We start from the raw sequence: 18,399 nt of genomic DNA, 5'->3' as shown, positions 1-18,399 counted from the left end.
GCCCTCTCACTCCGCCTGGAGCACCAGCAGGGCCAGGTCGTCCTCCGGAGGAGCCTCGCCGAAGGTGTGGACCAGGTGGCGGATCCTTTCGGCGATCTCGTCGGCGGTCAGGCCGGCGCAGGAGGCGAGGGCGGTGGCGAGGCCGTCGGAGTCGTCGAACTGGTGGGGGCCGCGACGGCGTTCGGTCACACCGTCGGTGACGCACAGCAGGCTGTCGCCGGGCCCGAGGTCCAGCGTCTCGCTGGTGTAGGTCTCGTCCTCGACCACGCCGAGCAGCGTCTGCGGGCGGGCCGCGGTGCGCACCGTACCGTCGGGGCCGAGGACCAGCGGCAGGGGATGTCCGGCGGAGGCGAGGGTGCAGCGGACCCCGCCCTCGTACGGGATCAGCTCGCCGTACAGGAGCGAGAGGAAACGCGTCTGCGGGCCCTCCCCGCGGCCGTCCACCGCGACCAGGGCGCGCGCCGCGGCGTCGGCGGCCTCCGTGGCGTCGTCCAGGAGGAGCTGGTTGAGGCGGTCGAGGACATCGGCGACCCGGTAGCCCTCGCGGGCGAGCAGCCGCAGCCAGGGCCGGGCGAGGCCGATCACGACCGCCGCCTCCGGGCCCTTGCCCTGCACATCGCCGATCGCGAAGCACCAGCGGCCGTCGCCCGCCGGGAACAGGTCGTAGAAGTCGCCGCTGGGGCCGCTCTTGTCGCACGGCTCGTAGACCAGCGCGCTGCTCATCCCGGGGATCTCGGCGACCGCGCCGGGCAGCAGCCCGCGCTGGAGGATGGCGCTGATGGTGGCCTGCCGGGCGTACTGCCGGGCCGCGCCGATGGCGAGGGCCACCCGGCGGCCCAGATCCTCCACCAGGCCGGTGATCTCGTCGGGGAAGCGCGCGAGCCCGCACCGCCCGATGACCAGCGTGCCCAGTGGCCGCCCGCCCGCGACCAGCCGGTACGCAAGCGCCGTACCGTCCGCGCCCTGGGCGCCCAGCGCGTCACCGGGCCAGGGGTAGGGCGAGGGCCCGAAGCCGACCCCGTCCCCCGGCAGCGGCGGCTCCTTCTCCAGGGTGCGGCGCAGTTCCTCGATGCGGTTCTCGCTGGCGTGCCAGACCCGCGCCGGGCCGTCGTACGACCCGCCGCGCGCCGACGCCTCGTCCTCCAGCCACACCGCGCACCAGTCGGCGAGCCGGGGCACGATCAGCTGGCCGGTGAGGGCCGTGACCAGGTTCTCGTCCAGCTGGCCCGCGAGCAGGTCGGACGCCTCGGCGAGGAAGGACAGCGCGCCCCGGCCGAGCCAGTCCCGGTCGCTGTCCGTGCGCTGCGACTGCGGGGCCAGCGCCTCGGCGACCTCCAGCGCGTCCTGGGCTCCGGCACCGGCCGGCGGCTCGCTGCCGCCCCGGGGCAGCCTGGCCCACACCGACTTGGCGCCGGTGCGGTAGGTGACCCCCCAGGACTCGGCGAGCGCCCCGACCAGGCGCAGCCCGCGGCCGTACTCCAGGGTGTCGTACGACGGCTCGCCCGCGGTCGCGTCCCGCGGTGGCCGGGCCGGGTGCTGGTCCCCGACCTCGACCAGGAACGTTCCGCCGTCCTCCAGGCACCAGTCGAGGGATATCTCGGTGCCCGCGTGCACCACGGCGTTGGTGACCAGCTCGCTGACGACCGCCATGGCGTCGTCGACGAGCCGGGGCGCCACGGGTGCGTCGGCCAGCGCGGCCCGCACCAGGGCCCGCGCGGAGCCCGGCGCGAGCGGACTGCCGGGCAGCGCGGCGTGCCCGCGCGCCCGGCCCGCCGTCTCCCGCTGCGTGGGTATGGCCGCCATGTCCATGCGGCCAGGGTGACAGACGGGGATCGCGCATAAGCGTGAAGTCACCGAAGTGGCCACGCATGGCCGAGAAGCGTGCTAGGACGGCATCGTAAGGGGAACCTTTTCGAGCGCTGGTGGCCAAAAACGCGCCCCTGAGCCGGACCCGAGCGGGAGCCCTACTTCTCCCGCGCCCCGGCGTACATCTCGTCGATCAGCCCCTTGTACGTCCGCTCCACCACCGGCCGCTTCAGCTTCAGGCTCGGCGTGATCTCGCCGTGCTCCACATCGAGATCCCGCGGCAGCAGCCGGAACTTCTTGATGGTCTGCCAGCGCTGGAGCCCGGCGTTGAGCTGCTGGACGTACCCGTCGACCATCTCCACGGTCTGCGGCGCCGCGACGATCTCGGCGTACGGCTTGCCGCCCAGGCCGTTCTCCTTGGCCCAGTCCGCGAGCGCGAGCTCGTCCAGGGAGATGAGGGCGGTGCAGTAGTTCCGGTCGGCGCCGTGCACCAGGATGTTGGAGACGTAGGGGCACACCGCCTTGAACTGGCCCTCGACCTCGGCCGGTGCGACGTACTTGCCGCCGGAGGTCTTGATCAGGTCCTTCTTGCGGTCGGTGATCCGCAGATACCCGTCGGGCGAGAGCTCGCCGATGTCGCCGGTGTGGAACCAGCCGTCGGACTCCAGCACCTCGGCGGTCTTGTCGGACAGCTTGTGGTAGCCCTGCATGATGCCGGGGCCGCGCAGCAGGATCTCGCCGTCGTCCGCGATCCGCACCTCCGTGCCGGGCAGCGGCTTGCCGACCGTGCCGGTGCGGTACGCCTCCCCGGGGTTCACGAAGGAGGCCGCGGAGGACTCGGTCAGGCCGTAGCCCTCCAGGATATGGACGCCCGCGCCGGCGAAGAAGTAGCCGATCTCGGGCGCGAGCGCGGCGGAGCCGGAGACACAGGCGCGCAGCCGGCCGCCGAACGCCTCGCGGATCTTGGCGTAGACGAGGGTGTCGGCGACCTTGTGCTTGGCGGCGAGGCCGAAGGGCACCGTGCGGTTGCCGGTGTGCCGGAAGTTGTCCTGCTCGGCCTTGGCGTACTCGCGGGCGACCTCGGCCGCCCACTGGAAGATCCTGTACTTGGCCGCGCCGCCCTCCCGGGCCTTGGCCGCGACACCGTTGTAGACCTTCTCGAAGATGCGCGGCACGGCGGCCATGTACGTCGGCCGCACCACCGGAAGGTTCTCGATGATCTTGTCGACGCGGCCGTCCACGGCGGTGACGTGCCCGGTCTCGATCTGGCCGGAGATGAGCACCTTGCCGAAGACATGCGCGAGCGGCAGCCACAGGTACTGCACGTCGTCCGGACCGAGGAACCCGGTCGAGACGATGGCCTTGGCCATGTACGACCAGTTGTCGTGCGGCAGCCGTACGCCCTTGGGGCGGCCGGTGGTGCCGGAGGTGTAGATGAGGGTGGCGAGCTGGTCCTTGGTGATCGCGCTGACCCGCTCCTTGATCAGCTGCGGGTGCTGCTCCAGGTAGGCGGTGCCGCGCTTCTCCAGCTCGGCGAGGGTGATCACCCAGTCGTCGCCCTCGGGCACACCGGCCGGGTCGATGACGACGACCTTGATCAGTTCGGGCAGCTCGGCGCGCTTCTCGGCCGCCTTGGCGACCTGGGCGGCGTTCTCGGCGATCAGCACCCGGCTCTCGGAGTCGGCGAGGATGAACGCGGACTCGTCGGCGTTGGTCTGCGGGTAGATCGTGGTGGTGGCGCCGCCGGCGCACATGATGCCGAGGTCGGCGAGGATCCACTCGACCCGGGTGGAGGAGGCGAGCGCCACGCGCTGCTCGGGCTCGATGCCCAGCTCGGTGAGTCCGGCCGCGATCGCGTACACCCGGTCGGCCGACTGGGCCCAGCTCAGCGACTTCCAGTCGTCCGGGCCCTGCCCGGCGGCGGGAGGAACCGGGTAGCGGTAGGCCTCGGCGTCCGGTGTCGCCGCGACGCGCTCAAGGAAGAGGGCCGCGACGGACGGCGGACGGTTCTCGATCTGGGTCTGTGTGTCGCTCACGACATCCTCCGGGGCCCGCGACAGCGCGGTTGGTACTCGTGCGGCTGGGTTAACTCACGGTGGGGTTCGAGCTGTTGTTTAACTCGCGAGTAACTATCGAGCAGGCATCAGAGTAAGGCGCGACCGCCCGCTGCGTAAGGGGCTTCACCCTGTCTCTTTCCCCTCAGTGTCGACGCGGAGTGACCGCACCCACGCACAGGGGCCCGCCGCGCTTTCGCACGACGGGCCCCCTGCTGTCCGTTTTGTGGACGCAACCGTTTGTTACCTTCGGTTACTTCTTGCCCTTGGCCGACCCCGCGCTGTCATCGCTGGACAGGACGGCGATGAAGGCCTCCTGCGGAACCTCCACCGAACCCACCATCTTCATCCGCTTCTTGCCTTCCTTCTGCTTCTCCAGCAGCTTGCGCTTACGGGAGATGTCGCCGCCGTAGCACTTGGCGAGGACGTCCTTGCGGATGGCGCGGATGGTCTCGCGGGCGATCACCCGGGAGCCGACGGCCGCCTGGACCGGCACCTCGAAGCTCTGCCGCGGGATCAGCTCCCTGAGCTTGGCGACGAGCCGTACGCCGTACGCGTACGCCTGGTCCTTGTGGGTGATCGCCGAGAAGGCGTCCACCTTGTCGCCGTGCAGCAGGATGTCGACCTTGACCAGGCTGCTGGACTGCTCGCCGGTGGGCTCGTAGTCGAGCGAGGCGTAGCCGCGGGTCTTGGACTTCAGCTGGTCGAAGAAGTCGAAGACGATCTCCGCGAGGGGCAGCGTGTAGCGGATCTCGACGCGGTCCTCGGAGAGGTAGTCCATGCCGAGCAGGGTGCCGCGCCGGGTCTGGCACAGCTCCATGATCGCGCCGATGAACTCGGTGGGCGCGAGGATCGTGGCCCGTACGACCGGCTCGTAGACCTCGTCGATCTTCCCCTCGGGGAACTCGCTCGGGTTGGTCACCGTGTACTCGGCGCCGTCCTCCATGACCACGCGGTAGACCACGTTCGGGGCGGTGGCGATCAGGTCGAGACCGAACTCGCGCTCCAGGCGCTCGCGGATCACGTCCAGGTGCAGCAGACCGAGGAAGCCGACGCGGAAGCCGAAGCCGAGGGCGGCGGAGGTCTCCGGCTCGTAGACCAGGGCGGCATCGTTGAGCTGGAGCTTGTCCAGGGCCTCGCGCAGCTCGGGGTAGTCGGAGCCGTCCAGCGGATACAGGCCCGAGAACACCATCGGCTTCGGGTCCTTGTAACCGCCGAGGGCCTCGGTGGCGCCCTTGCTCTGGCTGGTGACGGTGTCACCGACCTTGGACTGGCGGACGTCCTTCACACCGGTGATCAGGTAGCCCACCTCGCCGACGCCCAGGCCGTCGGCCGGGAGCATCTCGGGTGAGCTGACGCCGATCTCCAGCAGCTCGTGGGTCGCGCCGGTCGACATCATCTTGATGCGCTCGCGCTTGTTGAGCTGGCCGTCGATGACACGGACGTACGTCACGACACCGCGGTAGGAGTCATAGACCGAGTCGAAGATCATCGCGCGGGCGGGGGCGTCGGCGACCCCGACCGGGGCCGGGATCTCCTCGACGACCTTGTCCAGCAGCGCCTCGACACCCAGACCCGTCTTGGCGGAGACCTTGAGCACGTCCTCCGGCTGGCAGCCGATCAGGTTCGCCAGCTCCTCGGCGAACTTCTCCGGCTGGGCGGCCGGCAGATCGATCTTGTTGAGCACGGGGATGATCTTGAGGTCGTTCTCCATCGCCAGGTAGAGGTTGGCGAGGGTCTGCGCCTCGATGCCCTGGGCGGCGTCGACGAGGAGGACGGTCCCCTCGCAGGCGGCCAGCGACCGCGAGACCTCATAGGTGAAGTCGACGTGCCCCGGGGTGTCGATCATGTTGAGGATGTGCGTCGTGCCCTGGTCGGGGCCCTCGGTGGGGGCCCAGGGCAGACGCACCGCCTGGGACTTGATCGTGATGCCGCGCTCGCGCTCGATGTCCATCCGGTCGAGGTACTGAGCACGCATCTGCCGCTGCTCGACCACACCGGTCAGCTGGAGCATCCGGTCGGCGAGCGTGGACTTGCCGTGGTCGATGTGCGCGATGATGCAGAAATTGCGGATCAGCGCCGGGGCGGTACGGCTCGGCTCGGGCACGTGGTTAGGGGTCGCGGGCACGCAGGGTCCTGTCTCTTGAGGCGCCTTATGCCTCGGGTCGGATCGATACGTAGTCTCCATGGTCCCACGCGGAGGGACCGAAGGGCGTTTTGGGCCGCTCGCAGGGCCACTGGTACTGTAGATGGCTGTGCCTCATGCCCTCTCGGCCCGAGGCACGATCAGAGAAATTTTGGATCACCGGCACGGGACCCCTGCGGCCCCGCGCCTGAACCTGAAAAGGCTCCTTCGTGGCGAACATCAAGTCCCAGATCAAGCGGATCAAGACCAACGAGAAGGCTCGGCTGCGCAACAAGGCCGTCAAGTCCTCCCTGAAGACCGCGATCCGCAAGGCCCGCGAGGCCGCTGCCGCGGGTGACACCGCCAAGGCGACCGAGCTGCAGCGCGCCGCGGCGCGTGCGCTCGACAAGGCCGTCTCCAAGGGCGTCATCCACAAGAACCAGGCCGCCAACAAGAAGTCGGCGCTTGCTTCCAAGGTCGCGTCCATCAAGGGCTGAACAACCCCTTTGATCTGACCGCCGGAAAGACCAAGAGCGGGCCCTCTCTCATCCGCTCCCGACCGGCAGCCCCGAAGCCTCACGCGGCCTGCGTTCGCCACGCGGGTGAGGCTTCAGCATCGTGAACCGAGAACCCCGTCACCCGCCCTTCCCCAGGGCGGGAGGTGGGGTTCTCGGCATGCCGGAGGACGGCTTTATGAATGCTAGCCGCGACCCCGTGAGCGGGCCGCGCGGGCGATGGTGACGACGGCTCTCTCCAGGGCGTACTCGGGGTCGTCGCCGCCGCCCTTCACACCCGCGTCCGCCTCGGCGATCGCCCGCATCGCCACCGACACCCCGTCCGGCGTCCAGCCGCGCATCTGCTGCCGCACCCGGTCGATCTTCCAGGGCGGCATCCCCAGCTCCCGCGCGAGATCACCCGGCCGCCCGCCCCGCGCGGACGACAGCTTCCCGATCGCCCGCACCCCCTGGGCCAGCGCGCTCGTGATCATCACCGGCGCCACCCCCGTCGACAGCGACCAGCGAAGGGCCTCCAGCGCCTCCGCCGTACGGCCCTCCACCGCCCGGTCCGCGACCGTGAAACTGGAGGCCTCGGCCCGCCCGGTGTAGTAACGCCCGACGACGGCCTCGTCGATGGTCCCCTCGACGTCCGCGGTCAACTGCGCCACCGCCGAGGCCAGCTCCCGCAGATCGCTCCCGATCGCGTCGCACAACGCTTGGCACGCCTCCGGCGTCGCGGACCGCCCCGTCGTACGGAACTCCCCCCGCACGAACGCCAGCCGGTCCGCCGGCTTGGTCATCTTCGGGCAGGCCACCTCCCGCGCCCCCGCCTTGCGCGCGGCGTCCAGCAGGCCCTTGCCCTTGGCGCCGCCCGCGTGCAGCAGCACCAGCGTGATCTCCTCGGCGGGCGAGCCGAGGTACCCCTTCACGTCCTTGACGGTGTCGGCCGACAGATCCTGCGCGTTGCGCACGACGACGACCTTGCGCTCGGCGAACAGTGACGGGCTGGTCAGCTCGGCGAGCGTGCCGGGCTGCAACTGGTCCGGGGTCAGGTCCCGTACATCCGTGTCGGCGTCGGCGGCGCGCGCGGCGGCCACCACCTCCCGCACGGCGCGGTCCAGCAGCAGGTCCTCCTGGCCCACGGCAAGCGTCACCGGGGCGAGAACATCGTCATTCGCAGTCTTCCTGGCCATCGCACCAAGCATCCCACGCCCCACCGACAACGCCCCCGGCCCGCTGCCGCCACCGCCGCTCCCAGCGGCACGAGGCACCCGGGGTCACGGCTTCCCGCGGCTCACGGCTCCTCGCGCCACCCGTCCCACTCCGCCGCGAACTCGTCCAGCTCGCGGGGGTCCAGCCGCTGCTCCTCGTCGGCCAGTACGACCAGCCACTGCGCGTCCTCGGCATCGTCCTCGCCGGCCAGCGCGTCCCGGAGCAGCCGGGGTTCCTCGTCGAGGGCGAACCGCTCCCCGAGCGCCTCCGCCACCGCCTCCGCCGCGTCCCGGTCGGGCAGCACCAGCACATGTCTCACATCGCTCACGCCGCCATTGTCCGGCACGCCCGTGGCACCGAATCGCCAGGTCAGCCCGTGGGCCCCTGGGGCACGAGCTGGACATCCAGGTCGACGCGGATGCTCGGCCCCACCGCCGCGATCCCCCGGGCCAGCATCGACTGCCAGCTGACCGTGAAGTCGTCCCGGTGCAGCTCGGTGGTGGCCCGGCAGGCGGTCCGCGTCTCGCCCTCGATGCCGTTGCCGAGCCCGAGGTACTCGGTGTCGAGCGTCACCGTGCGGGTCACTCCGTGCAGCGACAGCGCGCCGGTGACCACCCACCGGCTGCCGCCCCGGTGGCTGAGCCGATCGCTGTAGAACTCCAGCGTGGGGAACCGCCGTACGTCCAGGAAGTCCCCCGACCGCAGATGGTCGTCGCGCATCCGCACCCCGGTGTCGATGGACGCCGCGTCGATCACCACATGCATCGCCGACCGCTCGATCCGCTCGGCGATCCGCACCGCGCCCGCGAAGGAGTTGAAGCGCCCGTGGATCCGGGCCAGGCCGATGTGCCGCGCGGTGAAACCGATCGAGGAGTGTCCGGGGTCGAGCTGCCACTCGCCGGCCGCCGGGGGCTCCGGCGGCGGGGCGACCTGGAGGGTGACATCGCCCAGCGAGGCGAGGGTGTCCTCAGCGACCAGCGCGGTGGCCCGGTAGGGCGTGTACCCCTCGGCCGTCACCGCGAGCCGGTACTCCCCCGCCGGCACGGTCGCCAGGAACGATCCGTACGGATCCGTCCCCCCGGTCACCACCTTGCGCCCCATGGTGTCGCTGACCGTGAACTCGGCGCCCGTGACGGGCTGGTTGACCGGATCGACCACCCGGCAGCCGATCACCCCCGCACCGGCCGGCGTCCGAACCGCCCCCAGAGGGCTCGCCGGTTGTATCCCGTTCGTCCGGTTACCCAGCCAGCGGCCGAACATCCACTGCACCCCTGTACGCCTCGACATCTTCTGCTGCCGAAGATCCATTCGATCACTGTTGCGGCTTTCGAGGCAACACGGGCCCACATCACAGGAATCCAGCGCATGCGCCACAACTGAGCGCATTTGATCGCCCAATGCCTGTTTCGCATCATCTTCACCACGGCACGAACCAGCGATCTCCTTACGGAAACTTCACATGAACATCACATATGGAGTTACGGTCTTACCTCCGACGCACCTTGGGGGGACCCATGAGCAACCCGTACCAGCCGTACGCCATGCCACCGCAGCCACCGCAGCCACCCACCCGGACCGCCCCCAAGTGGGCGCGGAAGCGCTATGTGCTGCCCGCCCTCGGGCTCGCCTTCTTCCTCGGTATCGGGGCCGGTGCGAGCGGTCAGGACAACGGGACCGACGCCAAGCCGACGGCCGCCAAAGTGCAGCCGACCGCCACGGTCACGGCGACCGCCACCGCCACGCAGACGGCGACCCCCGGGCCCGCGCCGACGGTCACGGCGACGAAGACCGTCAAGGTGAAGGTGACCGTCACCGCGCACGCGCCGGCCACCGGTTCGGGCAACAGCGGGGGCTCGTCGGGCGGCTCCTCCGGCGGGTCTTCGGGGGGTTCGTCCGGCGGTTCGTCGAGCGGCGGCGGCTCCGGCTCCTCGGGGGGCTCGACGAGCGCGGGCAACGGTGCCACCGCCCTGTGCAACGACGGCACCTACTCCTACGCCGCCCATCACCAGGGCGCCTGCTCGCACCACGGCGGGGTGGCCGTCTTCTACCGCTAGGGCCTCTCGTCCCGCGTCACCCTCACTTCCCTGTCCGCGCCCCCGGCCCCGCCCACCGCGAGCGCCCCGTCCCGGTCGGTCCGCAGCACCAGCGCGCCACCGGCCCGCAACGCGGCCACCGTCGACGGGGCCGGGTGCCCATAAGGGTTCCCGGTGCCGCACGAGATGAGCGCCACCCGGGGCGCCACGAGCCGTATCAACTCCGGGTCCTGGTAAGCCGATCCATGGTGGGCCACCTTCAGCACATCCACCCCGGCCATCCCCGCCGCCTCCGGAGACCTCAGCAGCGCCTGCTGATCAGGGGGTTCGAGGTCCCCGAGCAGCAGTAACCGCAGCCCTCCCGCGCGGACCAGCAGCGCCACGCTGGCATCGTTCGGCCCGTCGAACTCGGGGGCGGCGACCGGGCCGTCGGGGGGAGGCGGGGCGGGTCCCGCCAGCGGACCGGGTCCGGCGGGTACGCCGGGTCCCGCGAGTGGGCCAGTGACCGGCGGTGGGCCGGCGGCCGTCGGCCGGCCCGTGTCCGCGGGTGGCCACAGCACCCGCCAGGACAGTGGTCCGGTGCGCCGCTCCTCGCCCGCGACGGCCCGGGTGACCGGGATATGGCGCCCGGCCGCCTCCCTCCTCACGAACTCCGCCTCCTGCCCGGGCTCTTCGAACCCCGTCGTCTCGATCGCGGCCACCTCCCGCCCCCGCAGCACCCCGGGCAGCCCCGCCACATGGTCGGCGTGGAAGTGGGTCAGCACGAGGAGGGGGACGCGGGTGATGCCCAGTTGCCGTAGACAGCGGTCCACCGCCGCCGGATCGGGGCCGGCGTCCACGACCACCCCCGCTCCGGCGCCCGCCGCCAGCACGGTCGCGTCGCCCTGCCCGACATCGCACATCGCGTACCGCCACCCCGGCGGCGGCCAGCCCGTCACCACCCGGGTCAGCGGCGCGGGGCGCACCAGTGCCAGCAGGAGCAGCGCCCCGAACAGCCCGCACCACCATGGGTGCCGCACCAGCCGCCGCCCGGCCAGGACGACGGCCACCGTGACCGCCGCGAGCAGCAGCGCCCCCGGCCAGGTGCCCGGCCAGTCCACGCCCGCGCCGGGCAGCGCGGCCCCGGCCCTGGCGACACCGGCGATCCACCGGGTCGGCCAACTCGCTCCCCAGGCCAACAGTCTGGCCAGGGGCATCGCCACCGGCGCGGTCGCCAGCGCGGCGAACCCCAGCACGGTCGCGGGTGCCACCGCCGCCTCCGCCAGCAGATTGCACGGCACCGCCACCAGGCTCACCCGGGCCGACAGCACCGCCACGACCGGCGCGCACACCGCCTGTGCCGCGGCGGCCGCGCCCAGCGCCTCGGCGAGCCTCGGTGGCACCCCGCGCCGCCGCAGCCCCTCGCTCCAGCCCGGGGCCAGTACCAGCAGGGCGCCGGTGGCCAGCACGGAGAGCAGGAAGCCGTAGCCGCGGGCGAGCCAGGGGTCGTACAGGACCAGGAGCAGTACGGCTGTGGCCAGGGCGGGGACGAGGGATCTGCGGCGGCCCGTGGCCAGGGCGAGCAGCGCGATCGCTCCGCAGACGGCGGCCCGCAGCACGCTGGGGTCGGGCCGGCACACCAGCACGAATCCCAGCGTGAGCGCCCCCGCGAACAGGGCGGTCGCCCTGAGGGAGAGCCCCAGCCGCGGGGCCAGGCCCCGGCGTTCGGTCAGCCGGGCCAGCCCTGGCGGCCCGGTGAGCAGGGCGAGCAGCACGGTGAGGTTGCTGCCGGAGACCGCGAGGGTGTGGGTCAGGTCGGTCGCCTTGAAGGCGTCGTCCAGCTCGGGCGTGATCCGCGCGGTGTCCCCGACGACGAGGCCGGGCAGCAACGCCCGCGCGTCCCCGGGCAGTCCGTCGGTCGCCGCCCGCAGCCCGTCCCGCAGCCGCCCCGCCCACCGCTGTGGGCCGCTCGGCCCCGCCAGGACCCGCGCCCCGGGCGACCCCCGCACTCTGAGCACGGCCGCCGTCCGGTCACCCCCGACGAGAGCGGGCGCCAGCCGTCCACCCACCCGCAACCGCGTGGACGGCAGCAGCCTCAGCCAGCCGGCCTGCCCGGCACGCGCCCGAAAGCCTCCGGCCGACGCCGCCGCCTTCTCCGACGGCGCCCCGGAACCTTCGACCGACGCCACCACCCCGTCCGATGGCGCCCCGGAGCCTCCGGCAGCCGACGCCGACCCGTCTCCGGCCGCCCCGCGCACCCGGTCCGGTACCTCCGGGATCTCGGGAGGCTCCTGTTCCGCCCCCGGTCCGCTACTCCTCTCCGGTCCCGCGACACCTCCGTCGACCACCAGCAGAACCGGCGCCCGGGTCCGCGTGCTCCTCCCGTCGCTCTCCTCGACCCGCCGCACCCTTGCCCGGATCAGCACCGCCGCCGGAGCCGTGTGGTCCCCACGCACCCGGGGTCTGCTCAGCCAGGGGTCGCCGGTCAGCTCGATGTCGGCGGTGACGATGGCGGAGCGGCGGGCCAGTTCGGGGACCGGTCCGCGTCGTACGTCCGCGCCCTGCAACCCGGCGGAGGTGGCCGACGCGGCGACGCAGAGGAGCACCGCGGCGAGGGAGGCCCGCGCCCAGGCGGACCGGCGGCCCGGGGGCGCCGGGGGCTCGGGACCCCTCCGGCTCGTGCCCAGCAGGACGATCCCGCCGAGCAGGGAGACGGCCACGATCCACACGGTCCGGTCCGTCGGGGCATCCAGGGTGAGCGCCGCCGTGGCCCAGGCGGCGAGCGCGGGTGGCACCAGGCGCAGATCCAGGGGGCCCGGCTCGGGGTCGGGCCCGGTGCCGTGCGGAAGGGTCGCGCTCATGGTCGTACCAGGTCGCGAAGGTCGGTGAAGCGGCGGTCGCCGATGCCGTTGACCTGGCGGAGTTCGTCCACCGAGCGGAAACCGGCGTGCCGGGTGCGGTAGTCGATGATGTGGCGGGCCAGCACCGGGCCGACTCCCGGCAGGGTGTCGAGCTGGTCCTCGGTGGCCGTGTTGAGGGAGACCTGCGCGGCCGGGCCGGACGGTGCCGCGGTGCCGGCGGGGGCGACGGCGGCCGCCGACTCGCCGACGACCACCTGCTCACCGTCGACCAGGAAGCGGGCCCGGTTGAGGCCGTCGGTGTTCACGCCGGGCCGGACCCCGCCCGCCGCCCGCAACGCGTCGGCCACCCGGGAACCCGCGGGGAGGCGGCGGATCCCCGGAGCGCGGACCTTGCCGCCGATGTCCACGACGATCTGCCCACCCGGAGTCGCGGGGCCGCCCCCGACGTCCCCACTCGCGCCGGGTCCCTTCGGGTAGGTCGGCCGTGTGCGCACCACTTGGGGCGCGCTCACCGACTCCGGCCGGCCCACCCAGAAGTGCTGCACGGCGAAGAGCGCGGCCACCACCAGCAGCACGGCGAGCGCCACGGTCCCGCGCCGCTCCACCCCGCATCGCGACTGCAACCACACCGGCAGCCGCTCCCGCAGCGCGGTCCCGGCCCGCTCCCGCCAGTCCGGGGGCGGCGGATCCATGTACTCCGGCGGCCGATCCACGCGCTCCGACGGGCGACCCACGTGCTCCGACGGCCCCTCCACCGGTGCGGGAGTGCTCGCAGCGGGCGGCGCCTTTCCCGGCTTGCGGCGTTCCGACTCCCGGCGTTCCGACTCGCGCGATTCCGGCTCCCGCCCTTCCGACTCCCGCCGCTGCACGGCCTGTTCGCCGAAGAGGAGTTCCGCACGGCGCCGCAGATCCTCCGCGGGTGCGTGCGCGCGGTGCCGGACCCGGCCGTGCTCGGACGCGCGATGCCGCATGCGGACGTCGGAGGCGGGACCGCGGCCGGGGCCGCTGGTCGGGGTGACGGTGCGAGGACGTGATCGAAGTGCCATGCGACGAGGATCGGACATCCCGTCACTTCGCGATGATCTTGGTCAATTCCCGGGGAAACCGGATGAGTTGTGGATAACTCCGCCACTCGTGTGGGTGACCCCCATCCCCACCCCGGCCGCACCTCGTCCCGGTCTCACCGCGGCGAGACCACCGCGCCCAGCAGCCCCGGCCCGGTGTGCGCCCCGATCACCGCGCCCACCTCGCTGACATGCAACTCCCCCAGCCCCGGCACCCGTTCCCGCAGCCGGTCGGCGAGCGCGGCGGCGCGTTCGGGGGCGGCCAGGTGGTGGACGGCGATGTCGACCTCCGCGCCGCCGGCCCGCTCGGCGGCGAGCTCCTCCAGGCGGGCGATCGCCCTCGAGGCCGTACGGACCTTCTCCAGCAGCTCGATGCGGCCGCCGTCGAGGCTGAGCAGGGGCTTGACCGCGAGCGCGGAGCCGAGCAGGGCCTGGGCGGCACCGATACGGCCACCGCGGCGCAGATAGTCGAGGGTGTCGACGTAGAAGTAGGCGGAGGTGCCGGCGGCCCGTTTCTCGGCGGCGGTGACGGCCTCGTCCAGGGTGCCGCCCGCCTCCGCCGTCTCGGCCGCGGCGAGGGCGCAGAAGCCGAGGGCCATCGCGACCATCCCGGTGTCCACCACCCGCACGGGCACCGGCGCCTCGCGGGCCGCGAGGACGGCCGCGTCGTAGGTGCCGGACAGTTCGCCGGACAGATGCAGGGAGACGATGCCGCGCGCGCCGGACTCGGCGACCCGGCGGTAGGTCTCGGCGAACACCTGGGGGCTCGGACGCGAGGTGGTGACGGGGCGCCGCTTGGTCAGGGCCTGGGCGAGGGCGCGGGTGGAGATCTCGGAGCCCTCTTCGAGCGCCTGGTCGCCGAGGACCACGGTCAGGGGGACCGCGGTGATGCCGTGCCGCTCCATCGTCCGGTGCGGCAAGTAGGCCGTGGAATCGGTGACGATGGCGACATGGCGGGACATGAGCTGGAGGTTACCCGCCGGGGCGCACGCGTGGCAGCCCGGCCCCTGACGTGTGCCCGCGGCCGGCCCCCGCAAGCCCGGATCGAGCCCCGGGCAAGCCCGGCACCCCGGGTGACCCGACGACGGTCAGGTGGTGCTCTCCGGGCGGGGGCTCTTCTGCCACGGGTACGACGGGCGCGGCGTCGGCGGGGTCAGGGAGTGCGGCGCGGGCTCCGGGGCCGGCTCGTCGGCGGTGCCGGGCCGGGTCCAGTGGCGCAGCGCGTCGGCCTCTATGTCGATCTGGGCGCTGAGGGTGCCGAGATCGTCGTCGGCGAAGCGGCGGGCGCGGTCGCGGACGGCCCAGCGCAGCGCGTCGGCGGACTGGGTGATCCGCTCGGTGCGGGCGCGCAGACCGGGCAGCCGGGCGGCGAGCGTGCCGCGGTCGGGCTCGGACTCCAGGCGCTTGAGGTCGGCGTCCAGCTCATGTCCATGAGCGCTGAGGCGCTCGAAGAGGCCCAGGGACTCCTTCAGCGACTCGTCCTCGGCCGCGCCCGCGTGCAGCGCGTCCTGGGTGGCGCGCATGGAGGTGCGCAGCGTGAGCCGCAACTGGGCCAGCTCGGCGGCCGGGCCCACCTGGGCAAAGGACTTGGCGCGCAGCGTGTGGTCCTCGACGGTGCGCCGGGCCTGGACGATGGTGCGGTCCACGCCGCGCTTGGCGGCGCTCACCACCTTGATCGTGGCATACGCGCCCAGGGCGACGAAGGCCAGGAAGAACAGGGAGATGACGATGATCACTGCTTCCACGGCGCTCCTCCTCGGGCAGGTGCGCCGCGTGTCGCGGCACTCCTCAACGGTAAACGCAACGGGCAGGCCCGGGGTTCCAGAAAAACCCCGAACCTGCCCGTAGGGGAGTACCCCGAGAGGCGTCGCGATTACGCCGGAACGATGTTCACCAGCTTCGGCGCGCGCACGATGACCTTGCGGATGCCCGCGCCGTCCAGTGCCGCGACGACCTTCTCGTCGGACAGGGCCACCTTCTCCAGCTCCTCCTCGGAGATGCCCGGGGGCACCTCCAGGCGGGCCTTGACCTTGCCCTTGATCTGGACGACGCACGTCACGGTGTCATCGACCACGTACTGAGGGTCGGCGACCGGGAAGTCCTGGTGGACGACCGAGTCGGTGTGGCCCAGGCGGCGCCACAGCTCCTCGGCGACGTGCGGGGCCAGCGGGGCGACCATCAGCACCAGCGGCTCGGCCACCGACTTCGGCAGGGCGGCGTTGGCCTTGGTCAGGTGGTTGTTCAGCTCGGTGACCTTGGCGATGGCGGTGTTGAAGCGCAGGCCCTCCAGGTCCTGGCGCACCCCGTCGATCGCCTTGTGCAGGGCGCGCAGCGTGTCCTCGTCGGGCGCCGCGTCGGTCACGGTCGGCTCGCCGGTGTTCTCGTCCACGATGTTGCGCCACAGCCGCTGCAACAGCCGGAACTGGCCGACGACCGCGCGCGTGTCCCAGGGGCGGGAGACGTCCAGCGGGCCCATGGCCATCTCGTACAGGCGCAGGGTGTCGGCGCCGTACTCGGCGGCGATCTCGTCCGGGGTCACCGCGTTCTTCAGGGACTTGCCCATCTTGCCCAGCAGGCGGCTGACCTTCTCGCCCTGGTAGTAGTACGCGCCGTCGCGCTCCTCCACCTCGGCGGCCGGCACGGCGATGCCGCGGCTGTCGCGGTACACGTAGGCCTGGATCATGCCCTGGTTGAACAGCTTGTGGAACGGCTCCGCGGAGGAGACGTGCCCCAGGTCGAACAGCACCTTGGACCAGAAGCGGGCGTACAGCAGGTGCAGTACGGCGTGCTCGGCGCCGCCCACGTACAGGTCGACACCGCCGTGCGGCCGGCCCTCGCGCGGGCCCATCCAGTACCGCTCGATCTCCGGGTTGACCATCTTCTGGTCGTTGTGCGGGTCCAGGTAGCGGAATTCGTACCAGCAGGAACCGGCCCAGTTGGGCATGGTGTTGGTCTCGCGGCGGTACTTCTTCGGCCCGTCGCCCAGGTCCAGGGTGACGTGGACCCACTCGTCGTTGCGCGACAGGGGGGTCTCGGGCTGGGTGTTCGCGTCGTCCGGGTCGAAGGTGCGCGGGCTGTAGTCCTCGACCTCGGGCAGCTCCAGCGGCAGCATCGACTCGGGCAGCGAGTGCGCGATGCCGTCCTCGTCGTAGACGATCGGGAAGGGCTCGCCCCAGTAGCGCTGGCGGCTGAACAGCCAGTCGCGCAGGCGGAAGTTGACGGTGCCCCGGCCGATGCCCTTGCGCTCCAGCCACTCGGTGATGCGCGCCTTGGCCTCGGTGACGCCCAGGCCGTCCAGGGTGATGCCCTCGCCCGTCGAGTTGACGATCTTCGCGTCGTACGAGGCGAACGCGTCGTCCCAGTCGGCGGTGTCGGTACCGCGGCCGTCGGTCGGCTCGACCACACAGCGCACGGGCAGCTCGAAGGCGCGCGCGAAGGCGAAGTCACGGGTGTCGTGCGCGGGGACGGCCATGATCGCGCCGGTGCCGTAGCCCATCAGCACGTAGTCGGCGATGAAGACGGGTACCTGCTCGCCGTTGACCGGGTTGACGGCGAAGACACCGGTGAAGACGCCGGTCTTGTCCTTGGCCTCGGCCTGGCGCTCGACGTCGGACTTGGCGGCGGCCTGCGCGCGGTAGGCGGCGACGGCCTCGGCGGGGGTGGCGTGGCCGCCGGTCCACGCCTCACGGGTGCCCTCGGGCCAGGCTGCGGGGGTGAACTTGTCGGCCAGGGGATGCTCGGGCGCCAGCACCATGTAGGTGGCGCCGAACAGGGTGTCCGGGCGGGTGGTGAAGACCGTGATCTTCTCGCCGTCGACGGGGAAGTCGACGCGGGCGCCCTCGCTGCGGCCGATCCAGTTGCGCTGCTGCAACTTGATGGCCTCGGGCCAGTCCAGCTCCTCCAGGTCCGCCAGCAGACGGTCCGCGTAGGCGGTGATGCGCATGTTCCACTGGCGCAGCTTGGACTTGAAGACGGGGAAGTTGCCGCGCTCGCTGCGGCCGTCGGCGGTGACCTCCTCGTTGGCCAGCACGGTGCCCAGGCCGGGGCACCAGTTGACCGGCGCGTCGGAGGCGTAGGCCAGGCGGTACTCGCCCAGGACGTCGGCGCGCTCGGTGGCGCTCAGCTCGTTCCAGCCGCGCGTGGTGCCCTCGATCGCGCGCTCACCGGTCTCGAACTGGGCGATCAGCTCGGCGATCGGGCGGGCCTTGCCGGCCTCGTCGTCGTACCAGGAGTTGAAGATCTGCAAGAAGATCCACTGGGTCCACTTGTAGTAGTCCGGGTCGATCGTGGCGAAGGAGCGGCGCTTGTCGTGGCCCAGGCCCAGCCGGCGCAGCTGGGCCTTCATGTTCTCCATGTTGGCCTCGGTGGACACGCGCGGGTGCGTGCCGGTCTGCACGGCGTACTGCTCGGCGGGCAGGCCGAAGGCGTCGAAGCCCAGGGTGTGCAGGACGTTGTGGCCGGTCATGCGCTGGAACCGGGCGTAGACGTCGGTGGCGATGTAGCCCAGCGGGTGGCCGACGTGCAGGCCGGCGCCGGAGGGGTACGGGAACATGTCCATGATGAACTTCTTGGGCTTGGCGGCGTCCTCGCCCGCCAGGTCGCCCTTGGGGTTGTCCGCGGCATACGTGCCGTCGGCGTCCCAGAAGTCCTGCCAGCGTGCCTCGATGTCGGCGGCCATGGCGGCCGTGTAGCGGTACGGGGCGGCTTCCGCCGGGGTCGCGGCGGCAGCGGGGTTCGTCTCGCTCATGATCCTCAAAGCTCCATCGAT

13 protein-coding genes are annotated in these 18,399 nt (G+C 72.1%); 2 read left to right on the top strand and 11 right to left on the bottom strand.

All coding sequences use genetic code 11. The annotated features are described in order from the left end of the window. Positions 1-6 precede the first annotated feature (6 nt). From HEP81_RS25940 to lepA, 3 genes are all read right to left on the bottom strand, one after another. On the bottom strand, positions 7-1,803 hold the full coding sequence (locus HEP81_RS25940) for a SpoIIE family protein phosphatase (protein ID WP_172637108.1): 1,797 nt from the start codon (positions 1,801-1,803) through the stop codon (positions 7-9). Between the two features lie 161 nt (positions 1,804-1,964). Next, positions 1,965-3,842 (bottom strand): AMP-dependent synthetase/ligase, encoded by a 1,878-nt coding sequence (locus HEP81_RS25935; protein WP_037655056.1) that lies wholly within the window; start codon positions 3,840-3,842, stop codon positions 1,965-1,967. Positions 3,843-4,113: 271 nt separating this feature from the next. Then, positions 4,114-5,988 carry a translation elongation factor 4 gene (lepA, locus tag HEP81_RS25930; protein WP_037655054.1) on the bottom strand — a complete coding sequence of 625 codons (1,875 nt, stop codon included), beginning with the start codon at positions 5,986-5,988 and terminating at the stop codon, positions 4,114-4,116. Positions 5,989-6,215: 227 nt separating this feature from the next. On the opposite strand from lepA, the gene rpsT reads away from it, so the two are divergent. Beyond that, complete coding sequence (rpsT, locus tag HEP81_RS25925) at positions 6,216-6,482, top strand: 30S ribosomal protein S20 (protein WP_037655051.1); 267 nt, start codon at positions 6,216-6,218, stop codon at positions 6,480-6,482. 203 nt (positions 6,483-6,685) lie between these two features. Here rpsT and holA read toward each other — a convergent pair whose 3' ends face one another. The 3 genes from holA to HEP81_RS25910 all read right to left on the bottom strand — a co-directional run bounded on the left by holA (position 6,686) and on the right by HEP81_RS25910 (position 8,954). Next, entirely contained in the window at positions 6,686-7,675 is a 990-nt protein-coding gene (gene holA, locus HEP81_RS25920) for a DNA polymerase III subunit delta (protein WP_190276036.1), read from the bottom strand. A 101-nt stretch (positions 7,676-7,776) separates the two neighbouring features. Then, positions 7,777-8,022: a hypothetical protein gene (locus HEP81_RS25915; protein ID WP_037655046.1), complete on the bottom strand. Its 246-nt coding sequence runs from the start codon at positions 8,020-8,022 to the stop codon at positions 7,777-7,779. A 41-nt stretch (positions 8,023-8,063) separates the two neighbouring features. Next, positions 8,064-8,954, bottom strand: coding sequence for a YceI family protein (locus HEP81_RS25910; protein WP_078967347.1), 891 nt, complete (start codon positions 8,952-8,954; stop codon positions 8,064-8,066). 254 nt (positions 8,955-9,208) lie between these two features. On the opposite strand from HEP81_RS25910, the gene HEP81_RS25905 reads away from it, so the two are divergent. Continuing rightward, positions 9,209-9,748, top strand: coding sequence for a DUF3761 domain-containing protein (locus HEP81_RS25905; protein WP_037655043.1), 540 nt, complete (start codon positions 9,209-9,211; stop codon positions 9,746-9,748). On the opposite strand, the gene HEP81_RS25900 is transcribed toward HEP81_RS25905, so the two are convergent. The 5 genes from HEP81_RS25900 to leuS form a co-directional block, all read right to left on the bottom strand. Continuing rightward, on the bottom strand, positions 9,745-12,567 hold the full coding sequence (locus HEP81_RS25900; RefSeq protein ID WP_078967333.1) for a ComEC/Rec2 family competence protein: 2,823 nt from the start codon (positions 12,565-12,567) through the stop codon (positions 9,745-9,747). The genes HEP81_RS25905 and HEP81_RS25900 overlap by 4 nt on opposite strands. Then, a complete protein-coding gene (locus tag HEP81_RS25895) occupies positions 12,564-13,613 on the bottom strand; it encodes a ComEA family DNA-binding protein (protein ID WP_106979905.1) in 1,050 nt (349 codons plus the stop codon). The genes HEP81_RS25900 and HEP81_RS25895 overlap by 4 nt, the downstream gene beginning before the upstream one ends. A gap of 134 nt (positions 13,614-13,747) precedes the next feature. Next, positions 13,748-14,593 (bottom strand): DegV family protein, encoded by an 846-nt coding sequence (locus HEP81_RS25890; RefSeq protein WP_037655038.1) that lies wholly within the window; start codon positions 14,591-14,593, stop codon positions 13,748-13,750. Positions 14,594-14,719: 126 nt separating this feature from the next. Beyond that, the gene (locus HEP81_RS25885; RefSeq protein ID WP_037655036.1) at positions 14,720-15,376 is read right to left on the bottom strand and encodes a hypothetical protein; all 657 of its coding nucleotides are present in this window, start codon (positions 15,374-15,376) and stop codon (positions 14,720-14,722) included. A 128-nt stretch (positions 15,377-15,504) separates the two neighbouring features. Next, the gene (gene leuS / locus HEP81_RS25880; RefSeq protein ID WP_037655035.1) at positions 15,505-18,378 is read right to left on the bottom strand and encodes a leucine--tRNA ligase; all 2,874 of its coding nucleotides are present in this window, start codon (positions 18,376-18,378) and stop codon (positions 15,505-15,507) included. Positions 18,379-18,399 lie beyond the last annotated feature (21 nt).

The organism is Streptomyces griseofuscus, assembly GCF_014673495.1.
In the GTDB taxonomy this organism is placed as follows: domain Bacteria; phylum Actinomycetota; class Actinomycetes; order Streptomycetales; family Streptomycetaceae; genus Streptomyces; species Streptomyces murinus.
The sequence above is the reverse complement of the archived record's forward strand: the minus strand, read 5'-3'. Positions and strand labels throughout refer to the sequence as shown.